The 14815-nt window shown below is 73.7% G+C and carries 13 protein-coding genes; 9 read left to right on the top strand and 4 right to left on the bottom strand.

Annotation, left to right across the window (positions count from 1 at the left end):
* Positions 1-82 precede the first annotated feature (82 nt).
* Complete coding sequence (locus ACZ4Z1_RS19230) at positions 83-799, top strand: SDR family NAD(P)-dependent oxidoreductase (protein WP_468487885.1); 717 nt, start codon at positions 83-85, stop codon at positions 797-799.
* Positions 800-887: 88 nt separating this feature from the next.
* Complete coding sequence (locus tag ACZ4Z1_RS19225; protein WP_468487774.1) at positions 888-1289, top strand: class I SAM-dependent methyltransferase; 402 nt, start codon at positions 888-890, stop codon at positions 1287-1289.
* Between the two features lie 149 nt (positions 1290-1438).
* Here the strand turns inward: ACZ4Z1_RS19225 and ACZ4Z1_RS19220 are convergent, their stop codons facing one another.
* The gene (locus tag ACZ4Z1_RS19220; RefSeq protein ID WP_468487773.1) at positions 1439-1648 is read right to left on the bottom strand and encodes a hypothetical protein; all 210 of its coding nucleotides are present in this window, start codon (positions 1646-1648) and stop codon (positions 1439-1441) included.
* A gap of 226 nt (positions 1649-1874) precedes the next feature.
* On the opposite strand from ACZ4Z1_RS19220, the gene ACZ4Z1_RS19215 reads away from it, so the two are divergent.
* Positions 1875-2396, top strand: a complete 522-nt coding sequence (locus tag ACZ4Z1_RS19215) for an EF-hand domain-containing protein (protein ID WP_468487772.1) — start codon at positions 1875-1877, stop codon at positions 2394-2396.
* Between the two features lie 96 nt (positions 2397-2492).
* Here ACZ4Z1_RS19215 and ACZ4Z1_RS19210 read toward each other — a convergent pair whose 3' ends face one another.
* Both ACZ4Z1_RS19210 and ACZ4Z1_RS19205 read right to left on the bottom strand, forming a co-directional pair.
* Complete coding sequence (locus ACZ4Z1_RS19210) at positions 2493-3611, bottom strand: FecCD family ABC transporter permease (RefSeq protein WP_468487771.1); 1119 nt, start codon at positions 3609-3611, stop codon at positions 2493-2495.
* Positions 3608-4696, bottom strand: a complete 1089-nt coding sequence (locus ACZ4Z1_RS19205) for a FecCD family ABC transporter permease (protein WP_468487770.1) — start codon at positions 4694-4696, stop codon at positions 3608-3610. Before ACZ4Z1_RS19205 ends, ACZ4Z1_RS19210 begins: the two co-directional genes overlap by 4 nt.
* Before the next feature lie 142 nt (positions 4697-4838).
* On the opposite strand from ACZ4Z1_RS19205, the gene ACZ4Z1_RS19200 reads away from it, so the two are divergent.
* The 4 genes from ACZ4Z1_RS19200 (at position 4839) to ACZ4Z1_RS19185 (ending at position 11397) form a co-directional block, all read left to right on the top strand.
* Entirely contained in the window at positions 4839-5813 is a 975-nt protein-coding gene (locus ACZ4Z1_RS19200) for an ABC transporter substrate-binding protein (protein WP_468487769.1), read from the top strand.
* 129 nt (positions 5814-5942) lie between these two features.
* Positions 5943-6173: a phosphopantetheine-binding protein gene (locus tag ACZ4Z1_RS19195; RefSeq protein WP_468487768.1), complete on the top strand. Its 231-nt coding sequence runs from the start codon at positions 5943-5945 to the stop codon at positions 6171-6173.
* On the top strand, positions 6170-10165 hold the full coding sequence (locus ACZ4Z1_RS19190; protein WP_468487767.1) for an amino acid adenylation domain-containing protein: 3996 nt from the start codon (positions 6170-6172) through the stop codon (positions 10163-10165). The genes ACZ4Z1_RS19195 and ACZ4Z1_RS19190 overlap by 4 nt, the downstream gene beginning before the upstream one ends.
* Before the next feature lie 143 nt (positions 10166-10308).
* Positions 10309-11397: a YncE family protein gene (locus ACZ4Z1_RS19185; protein ID WP_468487766.1), complete on the top strand. Its 1089-nt coding sequence runs from the start codon at positions 10309-10311 to the stop codon at positions 11395-11397.
* 72 nt (positions 11398-11469) lie between these two features.
* Here ACZ4Z1_RS19185 and fes read toward each other — a convergent pair whose 3' ends face one another.
* Positions 11470-12813 (bottom strand): enterochelin esterase, encoded by a 1344-nt coding sequence (gene fes / locus ACZ4Z1_RS19180; protein WP_468487765.1) that lies wholly within the window; start codon positions 12811-12813, stop codon positions 11470-11472.
* Between the two features lie 626 nt (positions 12814-13439).
* On the opposite strand from fes, the gene ACZ4Z1_RS19175 reads away from it, so the two are divergent.
* Positions 13440-14183, top strand: coding sequence for a cytochrome P450 (locus ACZ4Z1_RS19175; protein ID WP_468487764.1), 744 nt, complete (start codon positions 13440-13442; stop codon positions 14181-14183).
* Between the two features lie 161 nt (positions 14184-14344).
* Complete coding sequence (locus ACZ4Z1_RS19170; RefSeq protein WP_468487763.1) at positions 14345-14815, top strand: cation:proton antiporter regulatory subunit; 471 nt, start codon at positions 14345-14347, stop codon at positions 14813-14815.

Genomic DNA, 14815 nt, shown 5'->3' with positions numbered 1-14815 from the left:
ACAGGAGCCGCACATGTCAGCGCACAACCAGCCGAACGGCAACGGAACGCGGCACGGCCGGCTGCGGGACCGGGTCGCCCTGGTGACCGGCGCCGCCTCCGGAATCGGCGCGGTGTGCGCGGAACGACTGGCCGCGGAGGGAGCCGTGGTGGTGGCCGCGGACCTCGACGAGGACGGCGCTGCCCGGGTGGCCGGACAGATCACCGAGGCCGGCGGCACCGCCCTGGCCCGCCGGGTCGACGTCACCGACCTGGAGAGTGTCACCGGCGTCGTCAAGGAGGCCGCCGGCTTGGGCGGTGGCCTGCGGATCGCGGTCAACAACGCAGGGATCAGCGGCCCCCTCACCCCGCTGGCCGAGCTGGCGCCCGCCGACTTCGACACCGTACTGAAGGTCAACCTCTACGGCGTCTTCCACGCGATGCGCTGCCAGCTCCCCGCGATGGCCGCGACGGGCGGCGTCATCGTCAACCTCTCTTCCATCGCCGCCCATTCGGCCTTCCGGGGGCACGCCGCCTACGCCGCGGCCAAGCGGGGCGTCCTCGCCCTGACCCGGACCGCGGCCCGCGAATACGCGCACCACGGCATCCGGGTCCTGTCGGTGTCACCGGGCGTCATCGACACCCCGATGGTCACCTCGCTGCCGCCCGGGGCCGCCGACCACCTCATCGCCTCCGTCCCGTTGCGGCGCACCGCACAGCCGGACGAGGTCGCCGCCCTCATCGCGTTCCTGGTGTCCGACGACGCGTCGTACGTGACGGGGAGCGATCATGTGGTGGACGGGGGGTACCTGGCGAAGTAGCGGGCCCCAATACGTTGGCGGCCTCGACCCCGTGGGGCCTACCCGCTGCCGACATCACTCGCCCGACGGGAAGGACCGACGCGCATCCATGGACCCAGCCGACTTCTACACCGGTCTCGTCGCGGAGACCCATGCCCTGTTGAAGTCCTTCTCCCCGGACGCCGAGGTCTATGCGGCCTTCGTACGCGAAGTGGGCGGCCCGGCCCTGGAACTGGGCTGCGGAGACGGCGACCCGCTGCTCGCCCTGCGCCGTGGCGGACTGGATGTGGAAGGCGTCGACTCCTCCGCGGACATGCTGGAGCGCTGCCGCCGCCGGGCCGACGAGGCGGGCGTCGCCGTCACCCTTCACATCAGCGGATGGAAGCCCTCAGCCTGTCACGGCGGTTCCGGGCGGTCTTCCTGGCCGGGCCGACCTTCAACCTGCTGCCGGACGACAGCGTCGCCGAGGCGGCCCTCCACGGCATGCGCACGCCCCGTACAGGCCGCCTGACGTTCCCCGCCGCTGCCGCAGGGGGCCGCCCAGACAGGTGCGACAGGCCGTCGCCCTTCTTCGGGAAAGCGTTGCGGAAGGGTGCCGCGTCGTCGTCGGCGTGCAGGCGATCCGGACGGCGGTCCATCCGGACGGCGCCCGGGGCGGGGTCAGGCGAGGCCGGTCATGATGCGGCCGACGAGTTCACGGTTGGCCTGGGGGACCGCGGCGAACTCCGTGTCGGCCGGGCCGGCCGTGCCGGGCTTGGTGTCGGCCTTCGAGGCGCCTGCCGGGCCGTCGTGGGCCACGGCGGCGGACGCCGCGGGAACGACTGCGGCCGCGGCGAGGACGGCACCGGCGAGGGCGAGACGTACGCGCATGCGGATCACTCCTGTGGGACGGGGTACCTGGATCTCCAGCACAACCGTTCTTCGCGGCGCCCGCATTCTCTCCGGGGCACCCGGGTGGTCCGTCGCCCCGCTCGTGCCGGGGCCTTCGTGTGCGGTCCCGGCGGTGAGCGGGAGGGGGCAGAGAGGCGCGCCCGGTGTTTCGCGGAGAAAGGGGGCGGGCAGTGACGGGACGCCAGTCTTCGCGAAAGGAACTTTTATGGACGCCACCACCGCTAAGGGTCATATCTTCACCATGCTGGATGTGGACGGTGACGGCGTCATCTCCCGGGAGGAGTACCTGGCCCGCCCCGTACACGCGGCGGCGGCGCTGGGGCGGGGCGGGGACGATCCGCTGGTCGTCGTCGCCCGCACGGCCCACGAGCGGGTGTACGCGTCGATGGACGCGAACGGCGACGGGAAGGTGACCTTCGAGGAGTACGCGACGTGGGCGGGTGCCGACGCCTTCGAGGAGGTCTGCCGGCAGGCGCTGGGCTCGCTGTTCGATCTCGCCGACACCGACGGGGACGGCGCCCTGGACCGGGCGGAGTTCACCCGGCTGCGTGCGGCGCTCGGCAATCCGCCCGGCAACGCGGCGTCCGCGTTCGACGCGCTGGACACTGACGGGGACGGCCGCGTCGACCGGACCGCGTACCTCGACTCGATCCGTTCCTTCGTCATCGACGGCGCTTCCCCCATGGCCGAGGCGCTCCACGACGGCAAGCAGCCGACCACCGTGTGACGCGCCGGGGGCCTGCCGGGTCCTACCCGGTGGCGGGCGTGGGGCGCGGCCCCGCCGGACGGCGCCGCCCGGCGGGTTGCCCGCCCCCCCCGGCCCTCACGGCCGCCCCGCGCCCCGGTCCGAGCGGAAGAGGACCCACAGCAGGAACGGGCCGCCGAGCACGCTGGTGACCACGCCGACCGGGATCTCGACGGGGGCGATCACCCGGCCCAGCGCGTCGGCACCGGCGATCAGCGCGCCGCCCACCAGGCCGGACGCCAGCACCGGTACGCGCGACCGGCCGCCGAGCCGGTCGGCGAGCACGGGGGCCGCCAGCGCGACGAAGGCGATGGGGCCGCCGATGCCCGCGGCCACGCCGGACAGGACCACCGCGAGCGCCAGGGCGAGGGCGCGGACCCGCCGTACGGGTACGCCGAGCCCGGAGGCGGTGTCGTCGTCGAAACGCAGCAGCTGCAGCCGGTTGCCGGCGGCGAGGGCGAACGGGAGCAGCACGAGCAGGATCAGCAGCAGCGGCGTACCCACCGACCAGTCGCGTCCGCTGAGACTGCCGACCGTCCACAGGAAGACGCCGCCGGCGGTGTTGTCGTTCTGGCGGGACATGACGAGGTCGGTGACGGCCCCGACGACCGTCGACACGCCGATGCCGACCACGAGGACGCGGTGTCCCCGGTGGCCCGCGCCGCCCGCGCACAGCACCACGAGCGCGGCGGCCAGCACCGCGCCGACCGGCCCGAGCCACCACTCGCCGATCATGCCGGTGGACGAGCCGACGACGGAGGCGACGACGGCCGCGGTGGCGCCTTCGTTCACGCCGATGACGTCGGGGGTGGCGAGCCGGTTGCCGGCCAGTGTCTGGGTGAGGCAGCCGGCGATGCCCAGGGCCGCGCCGACCAGGACGCCGACGGCGATGCGCGGCAGCCGGAAGTCCTGGACCAGCATCACCGTCGCGGGGTCGCCCGTACCGAACAGGCCGGAGAGCGTCTCGGAGAGGCTCATGCCGGTGGAGCTGGCGAACGTGCCCAGCGCTACGAGGACCACGATCAGCGCGCCGAGCGCGACGGCGACCAGCGAGCCCCGGCGGGGGAACAGCCAGGAGAAGGCGCCGGTCCGGATGACGAGGCTGTCGGGGGGTGTCACGTCCGCGGCGGGGGAAGCGGCGGGGGAGACGGCCGTGGCGGGCACCGTGTCCGGCATGTCGGGTGTCCGTGCGTTCATGCCGTGCCCCCTGCCGTCGACAGCCGCCGGGAGCGGGCGATCCAGATCAGCAACGGCCCGCCGACGAAGGCGAGGAGCACGCTCACGGGGGTCTCCCAGGGGCGGATGGCGACGCGGGCGAAGATGTCGGCCGCGATCATCACGTCGGCGGCGATCAGTGCCGACAGGGCGAGCTGGGCGGCGATCCGGGGGCCGGTGACGGCACGGGCGGCGTGCGGGGCCATCAGACCGAGGAAGGCGATGGGTCCGGCGAGCGCCACCGCGGATCCGGCGAGCAGGGTCACCGCTCCGGCGACGACGACCCGGACCAGCCCGGGCCGGTGCCCCAGCGACCGTGCGCTGTCGTCGCCGAGGGCGAGTGCGGCGAGCGGGCGGGCGGCGCCGAAGGCGACCAGCAGGCCGGTCACGATGAGCGGGATCAGCGGGTAGGTGTCCGAGGTCTTGATGCCCGCGAGGGAGCCGATGGTCCAGTAGCGGAAGGTGTCGAACGTGGACTGGGTGCTGAGCAGGACGTACGAGGTCATGCCGTGGAAGGTGGCGCCGAGCGCGGAGCCGGCCAGCACCAGCCGCAGCGGTGACGCCGCGGCCCGGCCCGAGGCGGCCAGCAGCAGGACCACCGCGCTGGCGGTCATGCCGCCGACGAGTGCCCAGCCCAGCAGGGCGTAGGAGGACTCCACCCCGAAGTAGGTGAGGCCGATGACGACGCCGAGCGCGGCGCCCGAGTTCACGCCGAGCAGCCCGGTTTCGGCCAAGGGGTTGCGGGTGACGGCCTGGAGGAGGCAGCCGGCGGCGCCGAGGGAGACGCCGACGAGGACGGCGGCGAGGGTGCGCGGCAGCCGTACGTCCAGGACGGCGAGCCGCAGTTGGGCGTCGGCGCGGGCCGTCGGGTCGCCCATGAGGAAGTCCCACGCGCGTGCGAGGGGGCTGGATCCGGTGCCGATGAGCAGGGACAGCAGGACCAGGACGGCCAGCAGTGCGGTCAGCGCGACCGCGGCGGTCGGGATGCGCCGGCGGTGACCGGGCTTCCGTGACGGAGGGGGCTGGGTGTCGCCCGCGGGGGCCCCGGCCTCTTGCGCAACCAACATAAGGTTAGCCTAACCTAAGGGTTGACCGGGGCTTTCGCCGCCCGGCAGGCCCGCACACCCGGGTCTTCCCGGCGTGCCCCGCACCAGCTGTTCCGTCAAACGCCGACCCGGCGCCGGACTTCACCACTCGGAGACCACAGACATGTCCACGCACTCCCTGCCGCGTGTCCGCCTGACCGCGGCGGCCGCCGTCACCACCGCCCTGGCGCTGGCCCTCACCGCCTGCGGAGGAGACGAGTCCGGTCCCGAGAAGGCGAAGACCGGCGGCGCCGGCAAGGTCACCGTCACCGACGCCACCGGCGCCGAGGTCGAGGTCCCCGCCAAGCCCGCCAAGGTGGTCGCGCTCAGCGAGCTGGACCTCGACTCGTCGCTGGCCCTCGGGGTCAAGCCGATCGGCCTGACCGCCGGCCGCGGCCAGAAGGGCGCCCCCGGCTACCTCGCCGACCGCGCCCGGGACATACCGGTCGTCGGCGCCGTCACCGGCCCCGACATCGAGAAGGTGCTGCGCGCCAAGCCCGACGTCATCCTCGCCGGACAGCTCGCCGACCAGAAGGTGCTCCAGCAGCTGAAGGCCGTCGCACCGACCGTCGTGACCATCGGCAAGGACAAGGACTGGAAGAAGGCGCTCGACCTCACCGGCCGGGTCCTCGGCAAGCAGAACGAGGCCAGGGCCTTCCTCTCCGGATACGAGAACAAGGCCGCCGCCCTCAAGAAGAAGCTCGGCCCGAACGCCGGCGCCACCGTCTCCGTCGCCCGCTACTCCGCCAAGGGCACCGCCGTGATGCAGCAGGGCGTGTTCATCAGCGACGTCCTGAAGAACCTCGGCTTCAAGCGGCCCGGCATCCAGAACGACCGCGGGCAGGGCCACTCCACCCCGATCAGCGACGAGGACATCAAGCAGATCGACGGCGACTGGCTGTTCATCGGCACCCTCGCCGCCAAGGGCAAGGACGCCGACCTCTTCGCCGAGCTGAAGACCAAGCCCGCCTACCGGCAGCTCGATGCTGTCGGCAAGGGCCACGCCACCGAGATCGACGGTTCCAAGTGGACCAGCCTCGGCGGCGGCCTGGCGGCCCTGTCCGTCCTGGACGACATCGAGAAGGCCATGGCCAAGTGACGGACGGCGCCGGGCCGGACGGACACGCCCCGCCCGGCCCGGCGCCCGCCCGTACCCGGGAGCCCCGGCCGCACGCCGGCGCTCCGGCCCCAGCCACCACCGGCCCCACCCCAAGGAGAACCACCTGTCATGGCACTGACCATCGACCACCTGCGCGCGGACGTCGCCGATGTGCTGGGCGAGGACCCGGCCGACATCCCCGTCGACGAGAACCTCGTCGACTACGGCATGGACTCGGTCCGCATCATGGCGCTCCTGGAACGATGGCGGCGCGACCACGGCACCCGGGCCGGCTTCGTGGACCTCGCCGAGCAGCCCGCCATCGAGGCGTGGGCCCGCATCCTGGGCGCGGGCTCATGAGGGCGCTGCTCGACACCGGCGCGGACGGCCGCCCGACGGCCGGGGGTTCGCGTACCGCCGACGGCGGCCGTACCTCCGAGGGCCTGCCGCTGACGGCCGCCCAGACCGGTCTCTGGTACGCCCAGGCCCTGGACCCGGCGAGCCCCGCGCAGAACACCGCGGAGTACCTGGAGATCCACGGGCCGGTGGACCCGGCGCTGTTCTCCGACGCACTGCACCAGGTGGTCTCCGAGGCCGACGCGCTGCGCGTCCGGATCGTCGAGGCCGCCGAAGGGCCCCGCCAGCTTCCCCTGACCACCGGCCCGGCGCCGCTGCCGTTCCACCTGGCGGACCTGCGCACCGAGGCCGACCCGGACGGCGCGGCGCGCGCCTGGATGCGCGCCGACCTGGCCGAACCGTTCGATCTGGCCGCCGGGCCGCTGTTCGCGCACGCGCTGTTCCGGGTCGGCGACGCCCGCTGGCTGTGGTACCAGCGCGTCCACCACATCGTCATGGACGGCTTCGGCTACTCGCTGCTGGCCCGCCGTACCGCCGAGGTCTACACGGCGCTCGCGGCCGGCGAGCCCGTGGGCCCGGACCCCTTCGGGCGGTTGACCGACCTGGTCGCCGACGACGCCGCGTACCGCGCCTCGGACCCGTACGAGGCCGACCGGCGGTACTGGAACGAGGCGTTCGCCGACCGGCCCGAGGCCGTCAACCTGGCCGGGCGCACCGCCCTGCCCTCCCGCACCCACCTGCGCCGCACGGCCTGCCTGGGGCCCGAGAGCACCGAGCGGCTCAAGGAACTGGCGTCCTCGGTCCGCGCCACCTGGCCCGAAGTGCTGATCGCCGCCCAGGCGCTGTATCTGTCCCGGGCCACCGGCGCGGAGGAGGTCGTCCTCGGGCTACCGATGATGGGCCGCATGGGCTCGGTGGCGCTGCGCGTCCCCGGCATGGTCATGAACGTGCTGCCGCTGCGGCTGACCGCGGACCCGCGCGCCACCTTCGCCGAACTGACCCGCCAGGTCGTCCTCGGCATCCGCGCGGCCCGCCGCCACCAGCGCTACCGGTACGAGGACATCCGCCGCGACCTCGGACTGCTCGGCGCCGACCGGGCGCTGGTCGGGCCGCTGGTCAACGTCATGCCGTTCGACTACGGCCTGGACTTCGCGGGCGCCCCGGCCACCGCGCACAACCTCTCCACCGGCCCCGTCGACGAGCTGACCGTCAACGTCTACGACCGCGCCGACGGCCGCGGCCTGCGCATGGACTACGACGCCAACCCCGCCCTTTACGAGGAGACGGACCTCGGCCGCCACCAGGAGCGGTTCCTGGACCTGCTGTCCCGTCTGGCGCACGCCGATCCGCACGCTCCCCAGGGCGAGCACGGCATCGCCACGGCGGCCGAACAGGTCCTGGTGCTGGAGAAGTTCAACGCCACCGCCCGTACCCTGCCGCCCACCACCCTCATCGGGCCCATCGAGGCGCAGGCCGCCCGCACACCCGGTGCCACCGCGCTGGTATGCGGGGACACGACGTGGACGTACGCCGAACTCGACGCGCGCGCCAACCGGCTGGCCCGCCACCTGACGTCCTTGGGCGTACGCCCCGGCACGCTGGCCGCCGTCGCCGTACCGCGCTCCGCCGATCTCGTCCTCACGCTGCTGGCCGTCCTCAAGGCAGGCGGCGCCTACCTGCCGCTGGATCCCGACTACCCGGCCGACCGGCTCGCGTACATGGTCGACGACGCCCGGCCCGTGTGCGTGGTCACCGACCGGGACGGCCGCGTGCCCGGCGGCGGGCAGGTGCCGGCCGTCGCCCTGGACGGCCTCGACCTGGACGCGTACTCCGGCACCGCCCCGCCCCGCCCGCTCACCCCGGACCACCCCGCGTACGTCATCTACACCTCCGGCTCCACCGGCCGCCCCAAGGGCGTCGTGGTCAGCCACCGGGCCATCGACAACCGGCTGCGCTGGATGCAGGGACAGTACGGCCTGGAGCCGGGCGACCGGGTGCTCCAGAAGACGCCTTCCGGCTTCGACGTGTCCGTGTGGGAGTTCTTCTGGCCGCTGCGCCAGGGTGCCACGCTGGTCGTCGCCGAGGCCGGCGGCCACCGGGACCCCGCCTACCTGGCCCGCGTCATCCGCGAACAGGCCGTCACCACCTGCCACTTCGTGCCGTCCATGCTCCAGGTGTTCCTCACCGAGCCGGACGCGGCGCACTGCACCGGTCTGCGCCGGGTGTTCTGCAGCGGCGAGGCGCTGCCGCGCGAGGCGGCCCGGGAGTTCGCACGGGTGCTGCCCGGCGTGGGACTGCACAACCTGTACGGCCCCACGGAGGCGGCCGTCGATGTCACGCACCACGCGTGCGCGCCCGACGGCGACGGCCCGGTGCCCATCGGGGTGCCCGTCTGGAACACCCGTCTGTACGTCCTGGACGCGGCCCTGCGGCCCTGCCCGCCCGGCGTCCCCGGCGAGCTGTACCTCGCCGGCACCCAGCTCGCCGACGGCTACCTGAGGCGGTCCGGCCTGACCGCGACGCGCTTCACCGCCGATCCGTACGGGCCCGCCGGCAGCCGCATGTACCGCACCGGCGACCTCGCCCGCTGGACCGACCGCGGCGAACTGCTCTACCTCGGCCGCACCGACCACCAGGTCAAACTGCGCGGCCAGCGCGTCGAACTCGGCGAGATAGAGGAGGCGCTGGCCGCCCTGCCCGCCGTCGCCGCCGCCTGCGCGGTGGTACGCGAGGACCGGCCCGGCGACCAGCGGCTGATCGGCTACGTCACGTACGAGCACCGTGACGGCGCCGCCCCGCCGGACCCCGAAGCACTGCGCGAAGCGCTCGCCCGCACGCTGCCGGAACACATGGTGCCCAACAGCGTGATGCCCCTGGCGGAATTCCCGCTCAGCCCCAACGGCAAGCTGGACCGCACACAGCTCCCGGCCCCCTCCTTCGAGGCGGGACCGGGCCGCGCCCCGCGCACCCACCGTGAGGAGACCCTCACCCGGCTGTTCGCCGAAGTGCTGGGCCTGCCCCGGGTCGGTGTGGACGACGCGTTCTTCGACCTGGGCGGCACCTCGCTGCTGGCCGCCCGCCTGATGGCCCGGGTCCGGGACACGCTCGGTACCCACCTGGCCATCGGCGCGCTCTTCCAGGACCGCACCCCGGCCGCGCTCGCCGCCCGCCTGGACGGCGACGGGACCGGCGGCGACGCGCTGGACGTCCTGCTGCCGCTGCGCCCGGCCGGCGACCGCGTACCGCTGTTCGTGCTGCACCCGGCGGGCGGCATCAGCTGGTGCTACTCGGGCCTGCTCTCCCGGCTCGGCCCCGCACAGCCGGTGTACGGCCTCCAGGCGCGCGGCCTGGCCCGCGACGAACCCCTCCCGGCGACGATGGAGGAGATGGCCGCCGATTACGTACGGCACCTGCGCACCGTCCGACCGCACGGCCCCTACCGGCTGCTCGGCTGGTCCGTGGGCGGCGTCCTCGCCCACACCGTGGCGGTGCGGCTCCAGGAGGCGGGGGAGGAGGTGGAATTCCTCGCCCTGCTGGACGCCTACCCTTCCGACCAGTGGCGCGACCAGGCCGTACCCAAGGAGACCGACGCGCTGACCGCCCTGCTGCGGATGGCGGGCTTCGAGCGCACCGGCGAACTGACCCGCGAGGACGTCCTGGAGACGCTGCGCCGTGAGGGCAGCGCACTGGCCGGGCTGTCCGACCGGACGCTGTCCGCCGTCGTCGACATCGTCGTCAACAACGCCCGGCTCATGCGAGAGCACCAGCACCGGGTGTTCGCCGGCGACGTGCTGTTCTTCACCGCCGCCGCCCCGCGCGCCGAGGACTGGCTGACGCGGGACGCCTGGACGCCGTACGTGAAGGGCACGCTGGCCAACCACGACGTGGACTGTCTGCATCCGCAGATGACGCAGCCGCGCTGGATGGACGGGATCGCGTCGGTGGTTGCGGGGCGCCTGGCCGAACTGGACCGGTCAACGGGCCAGGCGGAGTAGGCGTGTTGAAGGGCGGCCAGCCGCTACCGGCATACCGACCCTCAAGTGCAACTTAGGTAAGGCTAAGCTAACCTTTGAATCGGCGTCGGGTGGAGCTTCCCCGGCCCATCCCCCTCGCCTGCCCTCCAGGAGGAGTGAAGACCATGCACGCCACCAAGCCCCCGCAGTCCCGCACCGTTTCCCGCCGCCTCGTCCGCAACACCACGGCCCTCGCCGTCGCCGCGGCCGGCGCCCTGGCGACGACCGGCACCGCCGTCGCGCACGACCGGCCCGCCCGCCCGGCGTCCTACCGTGTCGACAGCGCCCAACTGGCCACCGGCCTCTACCAGTCGGCCTACTCCGAGCGCCACCATGTCCTGTGGACCACGACCGCCGTCGGGCGGCCGCCGGTCACCCGGTCCAGACTGCTGAAGGTCGACCCCAAGACGCTCAAGACCGAGGCCGCGTACACGCCGCCGGTCACCGACCCCGCGACCGGCGCGGTCGAGGCGGTCTACGGCGTCGCCGTCGACGACGAGCACGACACCGTGTGGACCACCAACACCCGCAACAACTCGGTGGCCGTCTACAACCAGCGCACCGGCAAGCACCTCGCCACCCTGCCGGGCGTCGCCCACGCCCGCGAGATCATCGTCGACAAGCGCCACGACCTCGCCTGGGCCAGCGGCTTCGGCGACGGCTCCGTCGTCGCGTTCGACACCCGCACCTTCAAGGAGAAGAGGCGGGTCAAGGTCGAGGGTGCGGGCACCGCCGGCCTCGCCGTCGACACCCGTACCGGCACCGCCTACGCCACCGACCTCACCAACGACCGGATCATCGTGGTCAGCCCGTACAAGGCCGAGCCGCGCTTCATCCCCACCGGCGACGCCCCCATGGGCATCGGCCTGTCCGCCGACGGCCGCACCGCCTACACGGCCAACCAGGCCGCCGGCACCCTCTCCGTCGTCGACCTGCGCAAGGGCGTCGTCACCCGGACCGTACCCACCGGCGCCGGCGCGATCTCCGTCGCCACCGACCACCGCTCCGGCCGGGTCTTCGTCGCCAACCGCGGCAGCGGCACCACCACCGTCGTGGACCCGAAGAAGGGCACCGTCCTGGCCGACCTGGCCACCGGCCCCAACCCGAACCACGTCACGGTCCGCCGCGGCACGGCCTACGTCGTGGACAAGTCCGCGGCCGGCGACGACCGCATCGACTCGGTGCACCGCATCAGCCTCGCGCGTACCCACTGAGGCGGAGCCGTCCACGACGGCGCCACCCGGACCCGAGGCCCGGCCGCACCCGAGCGGCCGGGCCTCGGCGCGTCAGCCGGCCGAGGTCCTGGCCGAAGTCCCGCCCGGGGACCCGGCCGAGGGCCCGGCCTTTCCTGGGCCGCCGAGCAGGTCGCACAGTCCCTCCATCAGCTCCGTACGCCAGCACAGGTAATCGTGGCCGCCGTTGTACTCACGGTAGACCGCGTCGTCGTACCCCTTGGCCACCAAGGTGTCGCGCAGCCGCCGGTTCGCGGGCAGCGCCACCCACTCCTGCTCGCCCGCCGACAGCCGGAACCGCACCGGGAGCCGCGGCGACGCCGCGATCCTGCCCGTCAGCCACTCGGCACCCGGACCGTTCGGCCACCAGAAGGAGCCGGACTGCGCCAGCACGGCGCCGAACCGGCCGGGCGCGGACACCGCGGCGTACGCGGCGGTCAGACCACCCAGACTCTGGCCCGCCACGACGGTGCGGGCCGGGTCGGCGGTCAGCGGCAGGTCCGCGCCCGCCCGGGGCAGCAGCTCGTCCGCGAGGAAACCGGCGAACCGCGGGTCACAGCTCATCTCGGCCCAGCGGGAGTCCGCGCCCAGTGACTCCGGCAGCAGCGCGACCAGCGGCGGGATCCGCCCGTCCGCGACGAGGTTGTCCAGCGCGGTGGCCACGCCCAGCCCCGGCTGCCACATCTCCCCGTCCAGCAGGACGAGCACGGGCAGCTCCGCGCCCGGTCGCGCGCCGCCGGCCGGCACGTACCGCCACACCCGGCGCTCGTTGCCGAGCAGCGCGCTGCGGACGGTGTGCACCGAGACCGTGCCGCGCGGCACGCCGGGCCGCTCCCGCCACTCCGCACCGTCCGGCGCGCCGGACAGCGCGACGCAGGAAGCCGGAGCGCCGCCCCAACGGCTCGTGAGCGTGCGGGGGTTGTACGGGTCGGTGCGCCGCTGCGTGCGGAGCCACGGCCAGTACGCGGCGGCGTCGGCGGGGCCGTCGGAGGGGCTGCCGGTGGGGCCGCCGCCCTCGTCCACGCACAGGGTGTACGTGGCGTGCCAGTCCCGGCGCATCCGTACCGACCAGTGCCACACGTCCGTACCGGCAACGTGTGCCATGAGGTTGCCCGCCGGGTCGCGCGGGTCGGCGAGCTTGTTGGGCGTCACCAGGACCGCGCGGGTGGCGGGGGAGCCGCGCCACAGGAACGTGACCAGGGTGTGGTCCGCCGCACCCTGCGGATCCGGGCCGGTCAGCGGCGTGCCCGCGCGCTCCACCGCCCGCCAGAACTCCGCCCCGGACATCTCGGCCGCCCGGCGCACGATCCGCTCGTCGGTGACGCGCGGCACGGGGGAGGGACGCGGTACCCGGGGCGGGTGCCGGGGCGTGCCGGAGGGCGGGGCGGTGACGGTCATCGGGGCGGTCTCCGGGGCGGCGACAGGGAGGTAAGGTCACCCTTACCTTAGTGGTGCCATCGATAGAGGTGAAACCGCTCACCCAGCAGCTTTTGCCGGATCTGTCTTTGGGTACCGCCATGTCGACAGCTCGGCTGTGGGCGACCGGCGGCACACCGTTCCGGATCCGGACGCGGCCCGGTGCAGGGGAGGGGCACGGATGACGGCAGCAGACGGCACGCGCCCGTCAACAGGACGCCAGACCCGGGACGGGGCGGAACTCGGCCTGCCCCTCCCGCCGCCCGGTTCGGTCGGGCCGCCCCCGGAGTACCGGCGGCTCCGCGCCGAGTGCCCCGTCGTGCAGGTACGGCTCCCGGTCGGCGCACCCGGCTGGCTCGTCACCCGCTACTCCGATGTACGGGAACTGCTGGCCGACGACAGACTGAGCCGGCCCCCGGTGGACGGTTGGCCCGCATCCGCCGACGGGACGGCGACCGCTCAGATGATCACCATGATGGAGCTGGACGGACCGCGCCACCAAGTGCTGCGCGCTGCCGTCGCCGACGCTTTCAGCCTGCGCGCGATCCGCGCCCGCCGGCCGGTCATCCGGCGAGAAGCCGACCGGCTCCTCGACGAGTTCGAACGCGGTGGCCCGATCAGGGGACCTGGTCACTGGCTTCGCGGAACCGTTTCCGCTGCTCGCGGTGTGCGAACTGACCGGTGTTCCCTACGAGGACCGGCACGACTTCCTGGCACCTGCGGACGCCGCGCTGGGCGCACTGATCTCGCAGGAGGAATGGCAGGAGGTGGCCGGGCAGCTGCGCGGATACCTCACCGAACTGATCGAACGCAAGCGCCGGACGCCGGGCGACGACCTGCTCACCGACCTCGTGCGGCGGTGCGACGCCGGGGAGCTGAGCACCGAGGAGGTGATCGTCTTCGGGCTCTCCGTCCTCGTCGCGGGCTACCGCACCAGCACGATGTTCCTCGCCAACGCGGTCCACCAACTGCTGACCCGCCCGGCGGACCTCGCAGCGCTCCGCGCCGACCGCGGCCTGCTGCCCGTCGCGGTCGAGGAATTCCTGCGCTTCCTGCCCGTGATGAACGGTCCCGTGATCCTCCTGGCCGACGAGGACATCCCGTTCCACGGCACGACCATCCGGGCCGGGGCCGCCGAACTGGACCTGAACCGGCGGAAGAACCCCCATCTCGCCTTCGGGCGCGGCAGGCACAACTGCTTCGGCTCACATCTGGCCCGCGCGGAACTGCACATCGGCCTGGAGGCACTGCTGGACCGCTTCCCGCGGCTTCGGCTATCCGACAGCGCCCGGATCCGCTGGGACGACACCTCACCCGTCAGGTCGCCCCTCAGCCTGCCCGTCGAGTGGTGAGGCGCTGCCCCGCTCACCGGCCCGGGCACCGACCGGCACAACCAGCGGGACCGGCGGCCGATCGCGGCCCCGGTGCGTGATGTCGCCTCTGTAATGATGGGAGGAAGGAGATCCCGTGCGGTGCGGGCACCGGCCGCCGAGGCGACACGCGGGAGGCGGGCATGAGCACCCGACGCACAGCACTGCCGGGAGTCGGCACCCGGTACGACTTCACCACCCGCGGCGGGCGGCGCCTGTCCGTCGTCGTCCACCAGGACGGGCGCCGCTTCCTGGGGTTCTACTCGGCAGACGATCCGGACGCCTGCCAGGAATCCGTCCCGCTGGAGCCGGACGAGGCCACGGAACTGGCCCGCCTCGTCACCCCCTCCCCGCTGGACGCGGTGCCCACCGACGGACTCGACCTGGTCACCGGGCACATCCCGCTCGACGCCCGCTCCCCGTACGGCGGACGCCCCCTGGGCGACACCCGGGCCCGTACCCGCACCGGAGCCTCGATCGTCGCCGTCCTGCGCCGCACCAGCGCCCACCCCGCCCCGGGTCCCGACTTCCGGCTCGCCATCGGTGACACCCTCATCGCGGTCGGTACCCGCGAGGGCGTCGACACCCTGGCCGCGCTCGTCGCCGGAGGCTGA

It is taken from the genome of Streptomyces sp. NPDC030165, from assembly GCF_055573595.1.
Note: the sequence above shows the minus strand (reverse complement) of the source record. Positions and strands in the feature narration are given on the sequence as shown.

What these genes read in the sequence shown, in the direction of transcription:
- ACZ4Z1_RS19225 (WP_468487774.1), top strand. Translation starts at nt 888, where the DNA reads ATGGACCCAGCCGACTTCTACACCGGTCTCGTCGCGGAGACCCATGCC.
- ACZ4Z1_RS19220 (WP_468487773.1), bottom strand. Translation starts at nt 1,648, where the DNA reads ATGCGCGTACGTCTCGCCCTCGCCGGTGCCGTCCTCGCCGCGGCCGCA.
- ACZ4Z1_RS19215 (WP_468487772.1), top strand. Translation starts at nt 1,875, where the DNA reads ATGGACGCCACCACCGCTAAGGGTCATATCTTCACCATGCTGGATGTG.
- ACZ4Z1_RS19210 (WP_468487771.1), bottom strand. Translation starts at nt 3,611, where the DNA reads ATGAACGCACGGACACCCGACATGCCGGACACGGTGCCCGCCACGGCC.
- ACZ4Z1_RS19205 (WP_468487770.1), bottom strand. Translation starts at nt 4,696, where the DNA reads ATGTTGGTTGCGCAAGAGGCCGGGGCCCCCGCGGGCGACACCCAGCCC.
- ACZ4Z1_RS19200 (WP_468487769.1), top strand. Translation starts at nt 4,839, where the DNA reads ATGTCCACGCACTCCCTGCCGCGTGTCCGCCTGACCGCGGCGGCCGCC.
- ACZ4Z1_RS19195 (WP_468487768.1), top strand. Translation starts at nt 5,943, where the DNA reads ATGGCACTGACCATCGACCACCTGCGCGCGGACGTCGCCGATGTGCTG.
- ACZ4Z1_RS19190 (WP_468487767.1), top strand. Translation starts at nt 6,170, where the DNA reads ATGAGGGCGCTGCTCGACACCGGCGCGGACGGCCGCCCGACGGCCGGG.
- ACZ4Z1_RS19185 (WP_468487766.1), top strand. Translation starts at nt 10,309, where the DNA reads ATGCACGCCACCAAGCCCCCGCAGTCCCGCACCGTTTCCCGCCGCCTC.
- fes (WP_468487765.1), bottom strand. Translation starts at nt 12,813, where the DNA reads ATGACCGTCACCGCCCCGCCCTCCGGCACGCCCCGGCACCCGCCCCGG.
- ACZ4Z1_RS19170 (WP_468487763.1), top strand. Translation starts at nt 14,345, where the DNA reads ATGAGCACCCGACGCACAGCACTGCCGGGAGTCGGCACCCGGTACGAC.